An 18,056-nucleotide genomic window follows, 5' to 3' on the forward strand; every position below is an offset into this window, starting at 1 on the left:
CTTTCGTAGTCGCGTCTGCCCGGAGAGGCGACCCTCATTTCGCGCTGCGGAGAGCGTCCAGGGCGGCGCGCAGCACCGCGGCGTCGGCGCGGTCCTTGTCGCGCATGCCTTCTTTTGTCTTCAGCAACCCTTCGAGCCCGAGGACCCGTAGCCGGACACCGTCGATGAAGCGCTCCTCCACGTAGGGCTCCAGCTCGGCCCATCCGTGGCCGCAGGCCGAAGGCATCACGTCGATGGTGAACTCGTCGTTGACCCGGATGGCGTACGGACCTTCGCGTTCAAAGACATCCTCCTCGCCGACGAGCTCGCGCGTCGCGCCGTCGGGCAGCCGGGCGAGCGCCGCGATCCAGCGCTTCGCGTTCTCGGTGGACGGGTCGACGAGGATGTCGACGTCTTCGGAGAACCTGACGAACCCGTGCGCGGCGATCGCATAGCCACCGATCAGCGCCCATCGTACGCCCGCTTCATCGAGGTAGCGGGCAAGCAGCTTGACATCGTCCCACGTGGCCGGGCGCGTATATTCAGCCACGGCGCGCGCGCTCGATCATGGCATCGACGGTCCAGCGCAGCCTGTCGGCCTCCATCTCGGCGTGGCTGCGGTAGACGAAGATCCCTTTGGGGGCCCGTGTTCGATAGCGGGCCATGGTGGCGAGGGCGTCGCGCGACTCGAGCGGCGGGGGCTCGCCGAGCGGCGGCGCGGTGCGCCGACCCACGACGCGGAGAAAGACTTCACCAGTACGTTCGTCGCGGTCCATGGCCGTCGTGTAGCACGCCTCTCGAGCCAGCCGGATGGTCCCGGGCCATCGCGGCGCCCCGTCCTTCCTTCTTTTCTGCTCTACTCGCGCCCCGGCCCCATGTCCTCTCCCCCCGCCGGCCTCTCTCGCCACCCCGATTTCCTGCGCCTCTGGGCCGCGCAGGCGGTGAGCGCGCTGGGCAGCCGCGTGAGCCGGACGGCGCTGCCCGTGATCGCCATCGTGAGCCTCGGCGCCGACGCGGCCGGCGTCGCGGCGCTCTCGGCGCTGTCGACCGCCCCGGGCGTCCTCGTGGGGCTCTTCGCGGGCGGGCTCGTCGACCGGTCGCGCAAGCGGCCGCTGCTCATCGGCGCGGATCTCGCGCGCGCCGCGCTGATCCTCTCGGTGCCGATCGCGGCCTGGGCCGGCGCGCTGACCCTCTTCCAGCTCTCCGCGGTGGCCGCGCTGGTCGGCGTGGCCACCTCCCTGTTCCAGATCGCCGACAACGCGTACTTGCCGGCGCTGGTCGGGCAGGATCGCCTGGTCGAGGCGAACGCCCGGCTGGAGATGACCGAGGCCGCCGCGGAGATCGCCGGCCCCGGCGCCGCGGGCATCCTGATCCAGGTGCTCACCGCGCCGGTGACGATGGTGGCGGACGCGCTGTCCTACCTCGGGTCGGCGGCGCTCCTCGGGCGCATCCGGGCCGTCGAGGCGCCGGCCGCCCCTGCGGGCGACGCGGCCGAGGGGGGCGCCTCGCTGCGCGAGGATCTCCGGGTGGGGCTGCGCCACGGCCTCGGCCACCCCGTGGTCGGCGCGACGTTCCTGGCCATGGGCGCGCAGGCGCTCTTCAGCGGCGGGGTCTTCTCCGCGCTGTACATGCTCTATCTCCTGGAGGGCCTGCGGCTGGATCCCGCCGCGGTCGGGCTGATCATCAGCGCGGGCGGCGTCGGCGCGCTGGGCGGCAGCGTCATCGCGGGGTGGCTGGGCCGCCGCCTCGGCGCCGGGCCTGCGATGATCCTCAGCCTCGCGGTGGGTCAGGCCGGCGCCGCGCTCATCCCGCTCGCCGCGCACCTCGGGCGGCTCGCGGTCCCTGCCCTCGTGCTGCACCAGCTCCTCGGGGACGCGTTCCTCGTGGCGTTCATGATCCACGCGGTGAGCGCCCGGCAATCGATGCTGCCGCTCCACGTGCTCGGCCGGGTCAACGCCACGCTCCACGTGCTCACCGGCGCGCTCTTGCCGGCGGGCACGCTCGCGGCCGGCTGGCTCGCGGGTCGGATCGGCGTCGAGGCGGCGGTGTGGTGCGGCGTCATCGCGGGCCTCGCCGCGCCGCTCCTGCTGCTGCGCCCCGCGGTGTGGCGGCTGCGGGCGGCCTGAGAGGGCCGCTGTGTGCGCGGGCGCGCCCCGCGGCGAGCTGCGTTTGTTCGAGCAAGGTCGGGAGGAGCTCTGGAGCGCGCGCAGCCCGGAGCGCCTTGCGGGCGCCTGGCCGCCGGGTTGCGCGGCAAGCGCGGGAACATCGATGCTTTTAGGTCAATCCTTGGGTGGATGCCAGCCGGCGATCACCCAGCCCCGCCGGGCTTCCACGAGCTCGGCGCGGTTCAAGCGAACGGCAACGACGGTAGCCCTGCCCGTGGGGGTCTTGCCGATGATCTGGTCTCCCGCCGCGCTCCACGAGAAATGATCCGGCCACGCCTGTCGGCGCGGATCGAAGATGCGCACGGTCTCCCCGGTGTGAGGGTCGGAGGCCGCGATGCGGTTGCCCTTGTGCTCGTTACAGAGGGAGCACGCCAGCCAGAGGTTCTCTCTCTCGGTGAGGCCTCCCAGCGACTCGGGGATGATGTGATTCGATCTCCATCGGCGAGCCGATGATGCTCGACGACGTGAGGCAGAAGCCGCACCGGTGGCGCGCCTCTGCGGCGACTTGCTCCCGCAGCGCCCTGGAGATGTAACTACGGCTCATGCTTCTGGAGCAGCACCGAGACATCGTGCCCACGCTGCTTGAGCAACGCAGCCGCTCGGGAGCGAACCAGCATGATCCGCGTATACTCCTTCACGAGCATCGCAAGCGCATCGGACTCCGATGCAGAGAGCCCTTCTCCCTGGCGCTTGACGTGGAGGGCCTCGAGGTCGGCAGCCTTCTGAGCGGCCAGGGAGGTCCTCGCGGCTCGCCATAAGGCCTCGTCGTCCAGGAGGTGCAGCGCGGCGATCGACTCGGCCATGTCGGCCGGCAGCTCTTCGGGCTCGTCCGGGAGCAACGCCGCCACCGCCTCGACGAGCTCAGCCTCGACGGTCCGATGCATCCTGCTCGCGCGTCGCGCCAGCCGCTCGTACAGAGGCTCCGGCAGGTTCACGGTCACCGCTTGAACGGCCATTGATTTACCCTACTCCGCGCCACATCGGGAGGCAAGCGTCGCCAGGTCAGGGCGCTCGGCGCAGGCGCCATCCCTCGCAGCCGAACGGGTGCGTGCATCATCGACACGTCGAGCTGTGGGTGCCGTGACGGGTTCGAGAGCTGTTTCTGAGCGCATGAGGCCGTCCGGGTGTGCTGGCAGGGATCGCTGGTCGAGATGGAACAATCGCCACAAGCATCCCCGCATCAGGCGACGGCGCTCGCAGTGTGTAGTCCGAGGCGGAGCTCAGCCCCGTCGGGTACAACGACTCAGACAAACAAGAATAAGACACCAAGGACGTCCATAAAAGGGAGAGACGAAGACGGGCGTCTCCTCTCTCTTGGTGTCCTCGGCGCCTTGGGATTTCAACTCTTCTCGTGCCCCCCGACACGCCGCGTCCTCCGCCCTGGCGCGGAGCCCCGCGTTGGTGCGGCCGAGGTGGATCGCTGCCGCGATGCAACCCCTTGCACGGCCCTGCGCCAGTGCCGTCGGGACGTGCGGCCGGGGTCCCGGGGACCGCAAACCGTTGTTCAATGACGCAAACCATTGCGGAAGGGAGCAACCGGTTGCGGAGCCCCTCTGCGATTGGCGCCGCGAAGGCTCCTTTCGCCCGCGCGGCATCTGTGCGCTCGCTCAGGGGGTTTCGCGCTGCCGGCCCGGTGTCCCGAGCCACCTCGAAAGGGCTCGTGGCCACATGCACCGACCGTCTCGGGTGGCGCGGACGGCTCGGTCGCGCCCGAACGAGAGGCGAGCGATCGCTCCCTGGACAGCGATCGCCTCCAGGACGCGCTTGAAGATGGCCGGAGCCGGTCCGGAGCGCGCCGGCGCGGGGGTGGAGAGCGCCGGTGCCGGTCCGGAGAGCGCCGGCGCGGCAGCGGAAGGGCGCCGGTGCCGGTCTGGAAACCGGGGCGGCGGGTCTGGACACCGCCGCAGCCGGTCCGGAGAGCGCGGAGCGAGGTCTGCGCACATCTCGAGACCCCCTCGGCCGCTCTCGAGACCCCCTCGGCCGCTCTCGAGACCCCCCTCGGCCGTTCTCGAGACCCCCCTCGGCCGTTCTCGAGACCCCCTCCTCCGGCTCCCCGGACCGGCTTTCCGCTTCCGCCGCGCCGCCCCGCCGGCCTCCCCGGCGCCTGACGGGCCGGGCGGCGCCCGGCGCCGCGTCAGCCGAGCGGCGGCTCCGCGCCCGCGACCTCGACCTCGGCGCCGTCGTCGGCCCCGTCGAGCGGCGGCTCCTCCTCGACCACCTCCTCGGCGGCGGCCGCCGCGCGCTTCATCACCGTGAGGCCGAGCTGGATCTGCGCCTTGACCGAGAAGACCTGCCGGAGCGTCGTCGCCCAGTCGTTGAACCAGTCGCGCAGCCCCTCGAGCGCCTCCCGCTGCTCCTTCCGGGCCCGCTCCAGCTCCGCCACAGGCACCCGGGGCGGCTGCCCCGGCGCGCCGGCGCCGGCCTCCAGCCGCGCGATCTGCTCGCGCACGTGCTGCATCCTCGCCTCGGTCAGCCCGCGCGCCGTGAGCGTCCTGTGGACCTTCTTCGCGTCGCCGTCGCTGTTCCTGGCGAGCCCCTCGACCCGGCGAAGGAACGTCCCGACCGACATGATCACCGCCGGCCCGAGCGGCTGCTGCTCCAGGTTCTTGAAGAACGCGGCCTCGAACCCGCCGCGCCGCTCGCGCGGCACCACGCGGCGGATGATCGCCCGCGCGCGCGGGAACCACGTGTTCTCGAAGGTATCGACCTCCTGGAGCAGCCGCATCCGCTCCGTCCCCTCCACCACCCCGCCGCTCGCGGCCTCCACGAACAGGTGCTCCAGCGGGCGCTGCTCGCCCGAGGCGAGCTTGAGCAGCCGCCACCCCTCGCGGTGCTCCTCGGCCGTGTAGCCCTCGCGACGCGCCCTCTCCACGAACGGCGCGGCCTGGACGTTGACCAGGAGCTTGAGGGCGCGCCCCAGGAGATCCTGCTCGGCCGCGGTGAGCACCAGCGGCAAGGTCGCCTCGGACGGCTCCGGGGCCGCGCCCCGCGCCCCCGGCTGCTTGGGGGCGCCGGCGGACTTCGCTTTCGGCATGTCGTTCTCCTCTCGCTGGCGCAACCGCAGGAAGGACCGATGCGCTCAGCGGCCGGCGCGGGCTGCAAACCGCGCGCCAGCGGGCATGGACTGTCGCCGCGCGTCCGCTAAGTTACGCCGCACCCGAGACCCCCCACGATCCCTACTTTCCGCCCGCCCGCGGGCGAGGAGCCCGATGAAACCGACGTTCGGCACCGATCTGACGACCGGCAGCATCCCAAGACACATCGTGACGTTCTCGCTCCCGATGCTCCTCGGGGGCTTCCTCCAGACGACCTACAGCTTCATCAACGCCATCTGGGTCGGCCAGTACCTGGGCACGGTCGCCCTGGCGGCCGTCACCGTGAGCTTCCCCGTCGTCTTCACGATCTTCGGCGTCGGGATGGGGATGACCCTGGCGACGAACATCCTCGTCTCGCAGAGCTTCGGCGCCAGGCGGTTCGACGAGCTGAAGCGCGTGGTGGACGGCTCGACCGTGCTCATCTACGGCCTCGGCATCGTCCTGACCGTCGTCGGCGAGATCTTCACGCCCGAGATCCTCCGCGCGATGGACACGCCGGCCGAGGTGCTCGAGCCGGCCGTGCACTACCTCCGCGTCTACCTGCTCTCGCTGCCCTTCAGCTTCGGCATGTTCGCGCTGAGGAGCATGCTGCAGGGGACGGGGGACTCGAAGACTCCCCTCTATTTTCAGCTCGGCTCCGTCCTGCTCACGACGGTGCTCGATCCTCTCCTCATCTTCGGGAAGCTGGGGCTGCCGGAGCTCGGCCTGAACGGGACCGCCTGGGCCACGATCGTCTCTCAGGTCCTCGCGCTCGTGGCGCTCAACGGATATCTCTATGCCCGGAAATCCCCGATCTCGCCGAGGTGGCCCCGCTTCGGCCAGCTCGGCCCGACGATCCGGCGGACGCTCCGCATCGGCGTGCCGGCGGCCGTGCAGCAGTCGGTGGTCTCGCTGGGCATGGTGGTGGTGACGGGGATCGTGAACGGGTTCGGGGAGGTCGCGACCGCGGCGTTCGGCGCGGCCTCGCGCATCGACCAGATCGCGTTCCTGCCCGCGATCAACATGGGAATGGCGATATCGACGCTCGCCGGGCAGAACCTGGGCGCGGGGCACCACGGCCGCGTGCGCGAGATCTTCCTGTGGGGCTGCGCCTTCAGCGCCGCGATCACGCTCGCGTGCTCGGCGGCGGCCATCATCTTCCCCGAGGCGCTCCTCCGGGTGTTCATCGCCGATCCGGTCGTCATCGATCTCGGCGTCTCGTACCTGCACATCGTGGGCGCGTCGTACGTGCTCTTCGGCCTCTCCTTCGTGAGCAACGGCATCATCAACGGCGCCGGCGCCACCCTGGTGACAACCGCGATCTCGCTGCTCGGCCTCTGGGTGGTCCGCGCCCCGCTCGCCTACTTCCTCTCCCGCGAGATGCGCAGCGTGAAGGGCGTCTGGTACGCCATCGCGGCGAGCTTCGTCGTGTCGCTCGCCGCGAGCCTGGCCTACTACGCCTCGGGGCGCTGGAAGCGGGTGGTCGTCCACCCCGCCGGCCCGGCGGACGCGGCGAGGCAAGCCGACCCCGCGAAGGGGTTCGCGAACGAGGTCGGCGAGGCGTGATCCGCCGACTGCGCCCCCGCCGGGCGCAGCTTGCCTGGCCGTGCGCCCGCAGGCAGGCTGGAGCCATGGGCCAGCCCGCCGAGAAGCCCCGCCGCGCCACGTACGCCGACCTCGAGGCCGCCCCGCCGAACAAGGTGGCAGAGCTCATCCGCGGCGTGCTGCACGTCTTCCCGCGGCCGGCGCCGCGGCATGCGCGCGCCGCGTCGAGCCTGGGCATCGAGATCGGCGGTCCCTTCGACCACGGCAGGAACGGCCCAGGCGGATGGTGGATCCTCGACGAGCCCGAGCTGCACTTCCCCGATCCGGAATCGCCGGGCGACGTGGAAGCGGTCGTGCCGGACATCGCCGGCTGGCGCCGGGAGCGCATGCACGAGCTCCCCGACACCCCCTACTTCTCGCTCGCTCCGGACTGGATCTGCGAGGTCCTGAGCCCCTCGACAGAGCAGCACGATCGCAAGGAGAAGATGCCCCTCTACGCGCGCGAAGGCGTGCTGCACGCGTGGCTGGTCGATCCCATCCAGCGGACCCTGGAGGTCCTCTCGCTCGCCCCCGGCCGCGGCTGGATCCAGCTCGCCGTCCACCGCGACGCCGCGCGCGTCCGCGCCGCGCCGTTCGAGGCGATCGAGCTGGAGCTCGCCGTGCTCTGGGCGACGTAGCGCCCCTCAGGCGGGCGCCGGCGCCCCGGCGCCGGGATCCTCGTCGAGCCCGGCGGCGCGCTCCACCTCGCCGCCCTCGCCGCCGTCCGGCCCCCGCAGCCGCGCCGAGAGCAGCCCCAGGAGCTCCTGCGTCGAGAGCTTGCCCGCCGCGTCCTTGCCGCCGAGGACCTGGGCCGCGAGCGAGCGCTTCTGCTCGTGCAGCGACAGCATCTGCTCCTCGATCGTCCCGAGCGCCACCAGGCGGTAGATGGTGACCGGCCGGCGCTGGCCCAGCCGGTGCGCGCGATCCGAGGCCTGATCCTCGACCGCGGGGTTCCACCAGGGGTCGAGGAGGATCACGTTGGTGGCCGCCGTGAGGTTGACGCCGAAGCCGCCCGCCTTGAGCGAGATGAGGAAGAGCGGCGCCGCACCCTCCTGGAACTCGCGCACCCGCTCGCCCCGCGCCCGCCGCGGCGTCTCGCCGTCGAGATAGACGTACGCGACGCCGCGCGCCTCGAGCGCCTCGCGCACCAGCGCGAGGTGCGAGGTGAACTGGCTGAAGACGAGCGCGCGCTGCCCCTCCGCCCGCAGCTCGTCGACGAGCTCGAGGAGGCGCGCGAGCTTGGACGAGGCGAGCGCCGAGCGCTCGTCGTAGAGCCGCGGGTGCGAGGCGAGCAGCCGCAGCCGCGTGAGCGCCGCGAGCACCTCGACGCGCCGCTGCTGCTCGCGACGGACCGACCGGCGCGTCTCGAGATCGGAGAGCGCCGCGAGGCGCGCGTCCTCGTACAGCCGCCACTCGGCGCTCGAGAGGACGACCGGCACGCGCACCTCGGTGCGCGCCGGGAGCTCGGCCTCCACCTGCGCCTTGGTCCGACGCAGGAGGAAGGGGGCGAGCACGCGCGCGAGCGCGGGCGCCGCGGCGGGATCGCCGTGCCGCTCGATCGGCGCGGCATAGCGATCGCGGAACGAGTCCCAGCTGCCCAGGAGGCCGGGAAAGACGATCGTGAACAGGCTCCAGAGCTCGCCGAGGTGGTTCTCGAGCGGCGTGCCGGAGAGCGCGCTCGTGAAGTCCGCCTGGAGCGCCCGCGCGGCGCGCGCGCGCAGGGTGGTCGCGTTCTTCAGGCTCTGGGCCTCGTCGAAGACGACCGTGGCGAAGCGCCGGGCCGCGAGGCGCGCGGCGTCGCGCGCGAGCAGGCCGTAGCTGAGCACCAGCACGTCGCCCGGGCCGAGCCGCGCGAGCGCGCCGTCGCGATCGGCCTCGTCCGCGTAGAGCGTGAGGCGCAGCGAGGGCGCGAAGCGCTGCGCCTCGTCCCGCCAGTTGAAGGCCACCGACGTCGGGGCGAGGACGAGCGCCGGCCCGCGCTCGGCGCGCTCGAGCAGGACGGCCAGCGCCTGCACGGTCTTGCCGAGGCCCATGTCGTCGGCGAGCACGCCCCCGGCCCCCCAGGCCGCGAGCCGCACGAGCCAGCGGTAACCGTCGACCTGGTACGGGCGGAGCTCGGTCCCGAGCGCCGGTGGGACCGCCGGGCAGAGCTCGCCCGCGGCCGCGACGCGCTCGGCGAGCCGCCGGAAGGCGCCATCCCCGTCGAGCGCGGCGCCGGCCTGCTCGATCTCCCACAGCACCCCGGCGGCCGAGGGGCCCACCGCGAGGCCGTGCCGGGTCTCGTGGACATGGTCCGACAGGCGCTCGAGGTGGGCGCGCAGCGCCTCGCCCAGCTCCACGTAGGTCTGCGCCTCGACCTGCACGTAACGCTCGCCGCGCCGCGCCGCCTCGAGCAGCCGCGCGAGCTCGACGCGCTCGCCCGCGACGCTCAGGCCGCCGAGGACGCCGAACCACTCGCGCCGCCGCTCGAGGATGATCTTGAGCGCCTGGGGGCCGCGGCTCGCCACCGCGCGGAGCGGCGCGCCGACCCACTCGAGCTCCGGCGGCGGGTCGCGCGCCGCGCAGGCCGCGAGCAGGTCGAGCGCGCCGTGCGCGCTGGCGAAGCGGTAGTGGAAGCGGCGATCCTCGAGCGGCTCGGCCCCGGCGAGCGGGAGCTCGGCCGCGAGCGCGGCGGCGAAGCCCTCTTCCCGGGCGAGGTCGCGCACCGCGTGCAGCGCCTTCTCCCCGCGCCGCACGTGCACGTCGCGGGCGCCCGCGCCCGGCGCGAGCGTCGGGCCGCCTTCGAGCGGCCGGATGCGCAGCTCCACCTCGACCGCGCCGCGGGGCTGGGCGGTGAGCCGCAGCACCGGGCTCAGCGCGGGCGGGACCGACTCGCCCATCACGCTGCGCGGCATGGCGACGGGCACGCGCTGCGCCCACCGCGCGAGCGCGGCGAGCAGGGCGGCGTGGCTCTCGGGCGGGAAGACGTTGCCCTCACGCAGGAGCACGTCGAGGAGCGACCGGACCTCGGTCTTGACGTCGAGCAGCGTGAGCCGGCGCGCGCCCTTGTCCCAGTCCCAGAGGAACAGCACCTCCTCGGGCCGGGCCCGGCGCAGGCGCTCGAGCAGCGGAGGGGGCAGCGCGGTGCCCTCGACGCCGGCGCTCACCCGCACGGCGCCGTGGCGCTCCTCGGCCACGAGGCCCACCGGCGTGCGCTCGATGCGCACCGCGACGTCGGGCGCCTCGCCGAGGACGAGGCGCGGGTGGCCGATGAGCGCGTCGAGCAGCGCCCGCGAGGCGAACGCGTCGCCGTCGGGCAGGAGCGCCGCGATGCGGGCGTCCTCGGCGGAGAGCTTCGCGCCGTGCTCCAGGAGGAGGCGCTTCTTGCCGATCCGCGCGCCGGCGCCGCGCTGGCCCTTCTTGCCGACGCGGTGGATCCAGGGGGCGACCGCGACGCCGGCGCCCTCGACGACGTCGAGCCGGAAGGTGAGCTCGACGCCGGCGCGCGCGCCGGGGCCGTCGTCGAACGCCCGGTCGAGCGCCAGCAAGGTGCGCTCCCAGGGGGGGCGCCCGAGCTCGTCGAGCGCCCGGGAGAAGGCCTCGCCCGGGGGCTGGCGGAGCCAGAGCAGCGCCGCGTCGATGGCCGCGAGCACGTGCACGCAGTCGGCCGCGCCGCAGCCGCACTCGGCGCGGAGCGCCCCGGGGGCGAGGGTGAGCCGCGCCTCGGGCCGGACGAAGCCGGCGCCCACGCGCTGCGATTCGTAGGGCAGCGGGTCGTCGAGGCGGAAGCCGGGCAGCGCCGCGTCGAAGCGCAGCGGGGCGGCCCGGAGCGCCCGCTCGGGGCGCGGGGCCACGGCGTCGGGGACGCGGGCGCGCAGGGCGCAGAGGAGGGCGTGCGCCGGCTGGGCCCGCGGCTCGTCGGGCGGCCGGAGCAGCGCGGGGACCGCGGCGCGCGCCAGCGCGGCGGCGGCGCGCTCGTCCTCCAGGAAGGCGAGGACGGCGGGCGGCAGCGCGTCGCGGAGGCGCGAGGGCGGCAGCCACTCGATCGAGCGCGCGAGCTCGTCGTCGCTCGCGAGGTCGATGAGGCGCCGCCGCGCGCCGAGGACGCGCAGCTCGGGCCAGAGGGCGGGATCGAGGCGCGGGGCCACGGCCTCGAGGTTCAGCCGGGCGAGGTGCGCGATGGCGTGGCGCGCGAGCCAGGACAGGAGCGCCGCCCGCGTCGCGAACGGCGCCTCCGGCGCTCCGGGGGTGACGGGCTGGGGGTCGCCTGGCATGGTCGGGCCGCGCAACGTCGTCGGTGCGCGGGCCCGGTTCAAGGGGTTTTGGCGCGCCGGCCGCCGCCCTCAGCGCTTGAGCCAGTGGCCGTACGGCGGCGGGAGGACGCGGCTCGGCTGCTCCACGCCCAGCTTCTTCGCGGCGTGGTAGGCCCAGTGCGGGTCGTCGAGCAGGGCGTGGGCCAGCACGATGAGGTCCGCCTGGCCCTCTTTCAGGGCCGCCTCGGCCTGCTCCGGCTCGTTGATGAACCACCCCGCCGCGACCGGCACGCCCGCCTCCTTGCGGAGGCGTCCGGCGTGCGGGAGCAGGAAGCCGGGGCCCCAGGGGATCTTGGAGACATCGGGGACCACGAACCCGTGGCTCGCGTCGAGCAGATCGAGGCCGGACGCCTTGAGCCGTCTCGTCAGCTCGATCGACTCCTCGATCGTGACCCCGCCATCCACCCAGTCCGTGATCGAGAGCCGGACGGTGAGCGGCAGGCGCTCCGGCCAGGCGTTCCGCACCGCCTCGAACGTCTCGATCAGGAAGCGGATCCGGTTCTCGAACGTCCCGCCGTACGCGTCGGTGCGCGCGTTCGAGAGCGGCGAGTAGAAGCTGTGCGCCAGGTAGCCGTGCGCGAAGTGCAGCTCGAGCCACTCGTAGCCTGCCTCGAGGGCCCGACGCGCGGCGGCGACGAAATCGCCCTTCACGCGGTCGATGTCGGCCTTCGACATCTCCCTGGGCACCTGGGGGAGGTACGCGCCGAACGGCTTCGCCGAGGGCGCCAGCGTCTCCCAGGCGCCTTCTTCCTTCGTGAGGTGGTCGTCGCCCTCCCACGGCCGGTTGGCGCTCGCCTTCCTCCCCGCGTGCGCGAGCTGGACGCCCGGCACCGCGCCCTGCTCCTTGATGAACGCGACGATCCGCCTGAGCGGCTCGATCTGGCTGTCTTCCCACAGCCCGGCGTCTCGCGGGCTGATACGGCCCTCCGGGGACACCGCCGTGGCTTCGGCGATGGCGAGGCCGACTCCACCTCTCGCCATCGAGCCCAGATGGACAAGGTGCCAGTCGGTCGCATGGCCGTTCACGGAGGAGTACTGGCACATGGGAGAGACGACCACGCGGTTGCGCAGCGTGATGTCCTTCAAGCGAAAGGGCTCGAACAAGCTCGCCACAGAAGACCTCCTTGCAAGAGGCGCGCAGCGTTGCAGCCCGGACGCGCGCGCGCAAGCGGAGGCGTCCTCCGGCCGTGGCGCCGTGGCCTCGGTGCGAGGCGCACGAGCCGGCTGTCTCACCGTTGGCACACGTGAGACACTTCGAGACACACGCGAGACACCGCGGCCGCGATGACCCCCCCGCGGCAGGCCGCGATTTCCGCGCGAGCTGTGCCAAATCTCGCTGGCACGGAGGCTGCTCAAGCTGAAGACGGGCGAAGACAGGCGCGACGATGGAGCGCCGCTTCCCGAAGGACGCGCCTCGGGGAGCAGAAACAGAAGAGCCCTGAAGGTGGCCTGGGCGGTGGCGTCAGGGGTGTCCTCCCCTGGCGGCGCCTGCGCGCCAGGCTGCCGCGCGATCGCCGGTCCGGCGGCCGCATGAGGGCTCGAACAAGCACGACGCGGAGGTTCTGATGCGCCACACAGGATTGGCTTTCTTGCTCATGGTGATTGGACTCGTCGGCTGCCAGGCGGAGGGCGACGACGACGACGTCGGGGAGACGCAGCATCCGCAAACGACCCAGGAGTGCGGCGGCTTCCTCGGGACCAGCTGTCCCGACGGGCTCGAGTGCGTCGACGACCCGACCGACGACTGCGACCCGGAGCACGGCGGCGCCGACTGCATCGGTGTCTGCGTCGAGCCCAAGCCCGTCATGTGCGGCGGCTTCGCGGGCTTCCCCTGCCCCGACGGGCTCGAGTGCGTCGACGACCCGACCGACGACTGCGACCCGGAGCACGGCGGCGCCGACTGCATCGGTGTCTGCGTCGAGCCCAAGCCCGTCATGTGCGGCGGCTTCGCGGGCTTCCCCTGCCCCGACGGGCTCGAGTGCGTCGACGACCCGACCGACGACTGCGACCCCGAGCACGGCGGCGCCGACTGCGCCGGCGTCTGCGTCGAGCCCAAGCCCGCCATGTGCGGCGGCTTCGCGGGCCTCCCCTGCCCCGACGGGCTCGAGTGCGTCGACGACCCGACCGACGACTGCGACCCGGAGCACGGCGGCGCCGACTGCGCCGGCGTCTGCGTCGAGCCCAAGCCCATCATGTGCGGCGGCTTCGCGGGCTTCCCCTGCCCCGACGGGCTCGAGTGCGTCGACGACCCGAGCGACGACTGCGATACGGCCACCGGCAGCGCCGACTGCGCCGGCATCTGCGTGGCGCGCTGATCCGGCGCGCGCCCCCGGTCGCGCCACGGCCGCTCTGACACGGCACCAAGGTCAAGAGCCTCGCCGCGCTGCCCGTGTACAGATATCCTCGCCGACGCCCTCGGCGCCAGCCTGAACGGCGGAGCGAGCTAGACCCGCTCCTCCCAGTCGATCCGGTACGCGTACACGCGCTGCTGAGCGGCCGCGCCGAGCCGCAGGAACAGCGGCAGCGCCCGGTCGCGGAGCCACTCCGCCACCGGCCCGGAGACGGCCTTGCGGCTGCCGTTCCGGCGCGCCTGCCGGACGATCGCCTCGACGCGCGGCCGCCGGAGGCGCTCGAACGCCGCGAACGCCTGCTCCGGGTCGGGCTCGTCCCGGAGACACCTCGCGAGGAGCATCCCGTCCTCCATGGCGAGCGAGGCGCCCTGGCCGGCGTGCGGGGTCGCCGCGTGCGCCGCGTCCCCGATCAGGCAAACCCGGCCGGCGTGCCAGCGCGGCATCGTCAGGATGTCGTGCAGCAGCCACGGCCCGAGGACCTCCGGGGTCGCGCGCACCACGTCCGCGATCCAGCCCGGATCGCCCTGGTGCAGCGCGAGGATGCGCTCGCGGAGCGGCTCCGGCGGCGCGGCGTCGCCGTGCGCCGGAGCGGGCTCCCCGCTGTTGTGGAACCACCACACCTCGCCGCCGGGCGCCGCGAACGCGCCGAAGAACGCGCGCCGGCCGAACACCATCACGTTCCAACCAGGCTCGATCGGCGCGCCGGGGCAACGCGCGAAGCCGCCGAAGTCGATGAGCCCGGTGTAGCGCGGCTCGGGCGCGCCGGGCAGCGCCCGAGCCCGCGTGCGCGAGCGGAACCCGTCGCACCCGAGGAGAACGTCGCCGCGCGCCTCGCCGCCGCCGCTGAAGCGCGCGACGACCTCGCGCGGATCCGAGGCGTCCACGTCCTCGAGCCGCGCGCCGTACCGGATCGCGACGCCGCGCCGGGCCGCCTCCTCCGCGAGCGCGGCGTGCAGCGCCCCGCGCCGGATCATGACGAGCCCCGCGCCGAAGCGGCGCGCCGCCTCCCGTTGATCGATCACCCCGACGCGCCGGCCGCGCGCGTTCTCGAACCGGAGACCCGCGCACGGCGCGCCGAGCGCCTCCACCGCGCCCGCGAGGCCGAGATCCGAGAGCACGTTCATTCCGTTCGGAGTGATGCCCAGGAACGCGCCCTCCCGCTCCGCAGACGCCTCGCGCGCCTCGAAGATCGTCACGTCCACGCCGATGCGCCGCAGGAACATCCCGAGCACCGGACCCGCGATGCCTCCGCCGACCACGATCGCCCGCTGCACGCCTCGCTTGGTCATCTCACCACCTCCACCCTGTCCGCCGGTCGAGCCACGCCGGCTCGATGTCCGGGCCAGCATGCGTGTGACAGGCATTCATTGCCAGTGATGGTTTGTGATGCTAATCGTCACGATTCGTGAACTTACCGGCGCTCGATCTCAACCTCCTGCTCGTGCTCCACGCGGTGCTCGAGGAGCGGAGCGCGGCGCGCGCGGCGCGGCGGCTCCACGTTACACCGTCGGCCGTGAGCAACTCGCTCGCGCGGCTGCGCGCGCAGCTCGGCGACCCGCTCGTCGTTCGGAGCGGGCGCGGTCTGGTCGCGACGCCCCGCGCGCAGCAGATGATTCCGCGGCTCCGGGCGGCGTTCGGCGAGATCGCCGGCGCGATCGCGGGCGACCGCGCGTTCGACCCGATGGCGACCACGCGCGCGTTCGCGATCGCGTGCTCCGACCTCGATCAGATATGCAGCCTGCCGGCCATCGCGCGGGCCTTCGCGGCGAAGATGCCGCGCGCGGTCCTCCGCGTCGCGAGCGTCGACCACCTCGAGGCGGCCGGGGGGCTCGCCGGCGGCGACATCGACGCGGCGATCGCGCCTGCTCACCCGCTGCCGCCCGGCCACCACGCCGCGGACCTCTACGAGCAGGACAGCGTCTTCGTGGTCCGCCGCGGCCACCCGTGCGCCCGCGGCCCGATGACGCGCGAGGTGTTCAATGCGATGCGCCATATCGACATCCACGTCGCGCTCGGGCGGGGCGGCATCGGCAACCGGGCCGCCCGCGAGCAGCTCGCGGCGCACGGGCTGCGCCGCGAAATCGCCATGACGGTCCCGAGCTTCTCCGCCGCCGCGGTCGCCGCCGCGAATACCGATCTCATCGCCGGGATGCCTCGCCGCCTGGCCGAGGCGCTCGCCCGCCTCGCCCCGCTCGCGATCATCGAGCCGCCGCTGCCCGGGTTCTCGTTGAAGATCCAGCTCGTATGGCACGAGAGGACCCACGAGGACGAGGGCGCGCGCTGCTTCCGCGAGGTCGTCATCTCCGCAGTGCGCGAAACCACGCCCCCGCCCGCGCGCCCGCGCACCCAGGCGGGGCGCTCACAGAAGGGGGCAGTCTCCCGCGCCCGGCGCGAACAGGACGGTGGGAAGATGGGGAGGCGGGCCAAACCCGCTTCCTGACTTCACATCTTCTGTGAGGCCACGCCGGGCGATCCAGCCGGTCGGCGCGCGGCTCGCCAGCGCGGACGGCGCGCCCGCGGGCTGAGGCCCCTCGCCGGGCATTCGGCGGCGGCTCTCGCACGGACAACAACACCGAGTTCGGCGTCAACGAGCGAATCGCCGCGAACTGGAAGGACCTGACCGGCGGCACCACGGCGGATTGCTCGATGGATCAGTCGTGGAACTCCAAGGCGTTCTTGCGCGCGATCCCCGCGACGGCGAGCGTGGTGACCACCGTCGTGGCGCTATTCTGAGCCCCAGGTCTCGCGCAGCTCCGCGACCGGAGACGCGAGACCCCGCGCCGCGACGCGGTACGGGCGGGATTCGACCGCCGAGCGAGATCCACGTAGCGTAGACACCGACGTTCTGCGCCACCGTAAGACCTTGTGAGCACAAGTCCGCGGTTGGCTCTCCGATCGAGGTGCGCTGTCCGGGATTCCCTGAATCCCACGTTCGCGATACGCTCCGTTCATGCCCCGGTCCCTGGCCCCAGCGCGTCGCCCGAGAGGAGCATCGACGCATCTGGGACACAGAGGCGGCACGGAGGTGCTCGATCGTGTTCCAGCCATCCTCGTTCGATCCCCAACCCGATTCCCAGAGAAGAGACGGCGCGCGCGCCGCGGCCGCGCTCGCTGATCGACCCGCAGACTCCCGCCCTGCCTCCTCGCGCCGCGCCGGGCGGCTGCGAGGCCGCCTCGTCGGCGGGCGTTACCGGCTCGAGCACCCGCTCGGGCGCGGCGCTATGGGCGAGGTCTGGCGCGCGCACGACAGCGTCCGGCGCGTCGACGTCGCGCTCAAGTTCCTCGTGGTGGCGCGCAACGGGCGGCAACTCGACGCCATCGAGCGGTTCCGGCTCGAGGCCCGGGTCGCGGCGCAGCTCGGCCAGAAGACCGCCGGCGTCGTCGCGGTCCACGACGCCGGCGAGGACCCGGCGGCGGGCCCGTACCTCGTCATGGAGTACGTGCGCGGCAGGTCGCTGCGGCAATGGCTGCAGGAGCGAGGGCCGATGCCGGCGGCCGAGCTCGCGCCGCTCCTCCGCCAGCTCGGCGACGCGCTGTCGGTGGCGCACGGCCTCGGCGTCGTGCACCGTGACATCAAGCCGTCGAACATCCTGCTCGTCGCGGGGAGCGACGGCCACCTGCGCGCCAAGATCGCCGATTTCGGGATCGCGAAATGGGTAGGTGACGATCGGCCGGCCGACTTCCGCCGCCGGACGGCGGACGGCGTGGTGCTGGGCACGCCGGCGTACCTGAGCCCGGAGCACACGTGCGAGGGGCAGACCGGGCCGCACCTCGACATGTGGTCGCTCGCGGTCGTGGCGCACGAGGCGCTCACCGGGCAGCTGCCGTTCCCGGGCCGCAACCTGGCCGCCGTGCTCGCCTCCATCCTCGTCGGCGCGCGCCTCCCGGTGACCACGCTGTGCCCGGAGGCGCCGCCCGCCCTGGAGGCGTGGTTCGCGCGGGCGTTCGCGATCAGCCCGCCGGAGCGGTTCCCCAGCGTCGAGGCGATGATCGCCGCCTTCGCGGCCGCGGCGGGTGCGGCGCCGGCGCGGCGCGGACCGCGGCGCCGGCGCCTCGCGGCGGCCGGCGTCGCCGTGGCGCTCGGCGTGGCGCTCGCCGCGTATCTCCTGTCGAGGCCGTCCGGGGGCGCCGGCGCACGCGGCGCAGACGAGGCCCTCCGCGAGGCGGCGCGCACGGCCGGCCGCGCGGTCGACGCCGCGCAGGGCGCGACGGCGCGGCTGCTGGGGCGGCAGGGTACAACGCCCTGATCGCCGGACGTCGCGCTGCGTGCGCCGTGTCAGGCGGGCGCGCCGTCCAGGAACCCAGGCGCGCCGTCCAGGAACCAAGGCGCCCCGTCCAGGAACCAAGGCGCCCCGTCCAGGAACCAAGGCGCCCCGTCCAGGAACCAAGGCGCCCCGTCCAGGAACCAAGGCGCCCCGTCCAGGAACCAAGGCGCCCCGTCCAGGAACCAAGGCGCCCCGTCCAGGAACCAAGGCGCCCCGTCCAGGAACCAAGGCGCCCCGTCCAGGAACCAAGGCGCCCCGTCCAGGAACCAAGGCGCGCGGTCTGCTGCACCCGGCCAACGGGCACGTCTTCAAGGCGCCATCCGCGCTCGTCGTGCCCCAGCGCTGG

The 18,056-nt window shown here is 73.5% G+C and carries 14 protein-coding genes and 1 pseudogene; 6 read left to right on the forward strand and 9 right to left on the reverse strand.

Annotated features, from left to right (window positions below; all coding sequences use genetic code 11):
- Positions 1-34: 34 nt before the first annotated feature.
- A complete protein-coding gene (locus WMF20_RS26965) occupies positions 35-529 on the reverse strand; it encodes a nucleotidyl transferase AbiEii/AbiGii toxin family protein (protein WP_437604807.1) in 495 nt (164 codons plus the stop codon).
- Positions 522-755 carry a hypothetical protein gene (locus tag WMF20_RS26970; protein ID WP_437604809.1) on the reverse strand — a complete coding sequence of 78 codons (234 nt, stop codon included), beginning with the start codon at positions 753-755 and terminating at the stop codon, positions 522-524. The genes WMF20_RS26965 and WMF20_RS26970 overlap by 8 nt, the downstream gene beginning before the upstream one ends.
- A gap of 99 nt (positions 756-854) precedes the next feature.
- Between WMF20_RS26970 and WMF20_RS26975 the strand changes: the two genes are divergently transcribed.
- A complete protein-coding gene (locus WMF20_RS26975) occupies positions 855-2,105 on the forward strand; it encodes an MFS transporter (protein WP_437604810.1) in 1,251 nt (416 codons plus the stop codon).
- A 153-nt stretch (positions 2,106-2,258) separates the two neighbouring features.
- Here the strand turns inward: WMF20_RS26975 and WMF20_RS26980 are convergent, their stop codons facing one another.
- The 4 genes and pseudogenes from WMF20_RS26980 to WMF20_RS26995 all read right to left on the reverse strand — a co-directional run bounded on the left by WMF20_RS26980 (position 2,259) and on the right by WMF20_RS26995 (position 5,178).
- Entirely contained in the window at positions 2,259-2,447 is a 189-nt protein-coding gene (locus tag WMF20_RS26980) for a hypothetical protein (RefSeq protein WP_437604812.1), read from the reverse strand.
- A gap of 75 nt (positions 2,448-2,522) precedes the next feature.
- Positions 2,523-2,567: pseudogene (locus WMF20_RS26985) on the reverse strand (hypothetical protein); the annotation flags it as partial.
- A 110-nt stretch (positions 2,568-2,677) separates the two neighbouring features.
- Positions 2,678-3,085, reverse strand: coding sequence for a hypothetical protein (locus tag WMF20_RS26990; RefSeq protein ID WP_437604814.1), 408 nt, complete (start codon positions 3,083-3,085; stop codon positions 2,678-2,680).
- Positions 3,086-4,278: 1,193 nt separating this feature from the next.
- Entirely contained in the window at positions 4,279-5,178 is a 900-nt protein-coding gene (locus WMF20_RS26995) for a hypothetical protein (protein ID WP_437604815.1), read from the reverse strand.
- Between the two features lie 175 nt (positions 5,179-5,353).
- Here WMF20_RS26995 and WMF20_RS27000 point away from each other — a divergent pair, with 175 nt between their 5' ends.
- Positions 5,354-6,784 carry an MATE family efflux transporter gene (locus tag WMF20_RS27000; RefSeq protein ID WP_437604816.1) on the forward strand — a complete coding sequence of 477 codons (1,431 nt, stop codon included), beginning with the start codon at positions 5,354-5,356 and terminating at the stop codon, positions 6,782-6,784.
- A gap of 65 nt (positions 6,785-6,849) precedes the next feature.
- Positions 6,850-7,440, forward strand: coding sequence for a Uma2 family endonuclease (locus WMF20_RS27005; protein WP_437604817.1), 591 nt, complete (start codon positions 6,850-6,852; stop codon positions 7,438-7,440).
- 6 nt (positions 7,441-7,446) lie between these two features.
- Here WMF20_RS27005 and WMF20_RS27010 read toward each other — a convergent pair whose 3' ends face one another.
- Together WMF20_RS27010 and WMF20_RS27015 are read right to left on the reverse strand one after the other, a co-directional pair.
- Positions 7,447-11,055, reverse strand: coding sequence for an SNF2-related protein (locus WMF20_RS27010; RefSeq protein WP_437604818.1), 3,609 nt, complete (start codon positions 11,053-11,055; stop codon positions 7,447-7,449).
- A 69-nt stretch (positions 11,056-11,124) separates the two neighbouring features.
- Complete coding sequence (locus WMF20_RS27015) at positions 11,125-12,207, reverse strand: NADH:flavin oxidoreductase/NADH oxidase (RefSeq protein ID WP_129577118.1); 1,083 nt, start codon at positions 12,205-12,207, stop codon at positions 11,125-11,127.
- A 482-nt stretch (positions 12,208-12,689) separates the two neighbouring features.
- On the opposite strand from WMF20_RS27015, the gene WMF20_RS27020 reads away from it, so the two are divergent.
- Positions 12,690-13,409 (forward strand): hypothetical protein, encoded by a 720-nt coding sequence (locus WMF20_RS27020; RefSeq protein ID WP_437604819.1) that lies wholly within the window; start codon positions 12,690-12,692, stop codon positions 13,407-13,409.
- Between the two features lie 128 nt (positions 13,410-13,537).
- Here the strand turns inward: WMF20_RS27020 and WMF20_RS27025 are convergent, their stop codons facing one another.
- On the reverse strand, positions 13,538-14,734 hold the full coding sequence (locus WMF20_RS27025) for an FAD-dependent oxidoreductase (protein WP_437604820.1): 1,197 nt from the start codon (positions 14,732-14,734) through the stop codon (positions 13,538-13,540).
- A gap of 116 nt (positions 14,735-14,850) precedes the next feature.
- Between WMF20_RS27025 and WMF20_RS27030 the strand changes: the two genes are divergently transcribed.
- Together WMF20_RS27030 and WMF20_RS27035 are read left to right on the forward strand one after the other, a co-directional pair.
- On the forward strand, positions 14,851-15,885 hold the full coding sequence (locus tag WMF20_RS27030; RefSeq protein WP_437604821.1) for a LysR family transcriptional regulator: 1,035 nt from the start codon (positions 14,851-14,853) through the stop codon (positions 15,883-15,885).
- A 781-nt stretch (positions 15,886-16,666) separates the two neighbouring features.
- On the forward strand, positions 16,667-17,692 hold the full coding sequence (locus WMF20_RS27035) for a serine/threonine-protein kinase (protein ID WP_437604822.1): 1,026 nt from the start codon (positions 16,667-16,669) through the stop codon (positions 17,690-17,692).
- Positions 17,693-18,056 lie beyond the last annotated feature (364 nt).

This window comes from Sorangium sp. So ce834, from assembly GCF_051521425.1.
Classification (GTDB): Bacteria; Myxococcota_A; Polyangia; order Polyangiales; family Polyangiaceae; genus Sorangium; species Sorangium cellulosum_D.

Coding starts and splice junctions, on each gene's coding strand:
- WMF20_RS27035 (WP_437604822.1), top strand. CDS start 16,667: ATGGGCGAGGTCTGGCGCGCGCACGACAGCGTCCGGCGCGTCGACGTC.
- WMF20_RS26975 (WP_437604810.1), top strand. CDS start 855: ATGTCCTCTCCCCCCGCCGGCCTCTCTCGCCACCCCGATTTCCTGCGC.
- WMF20_RS27020 (WP_437604819.1), top strand. CDS start 12,690: ATGGTGATTGGACTCGTCGGCTGCCAGGCGGAGGGCGACGACGACGAC.
- WMF20_RS27005 (WP_437604817.1), top strand. CDS start 6,850: ATGGGCCAGCCCGCCGAGAAGCCCCGCCGCGCCACGTACGCCGACCTC.
- WMF20_RS27025 (WP_437604820.1), bottom strand. CDS start 14,734: ATGACCAAGCGAGGCGTGCAGCGGGCGATCGTGGTCGGCGGAGGCATC.
- WMF20_RS26970 (WP_437604809.1), bottom strand. CDS start 755: ATGGACCGCGACGAACGTACTGGTGAAGTCTTTCTCCGCGTCGTGGGT.
- WMF20_RS27000 (WP_437604816.1), top strand. CDS start 5,354: ATGAAACCGACGTTCGGCACCGATCTGACGACCGGCAGCATCCCAAGA.
- WMF20_RS26995 (WP_437604815.1), bottom strand. CDS start 5,178: ATGCCGAAAGCGAAGTCCGCCGGCGCCCCCAAGCAGCCGGGGGCGCGG.
- WMF20_RS27010 (WP_437604818.1), bottom strand. CDS start 11,055: ATGCCAGGCGACCCCCAGCCCGTCACCCCCGGAGCGCCGGAGGCGCCG.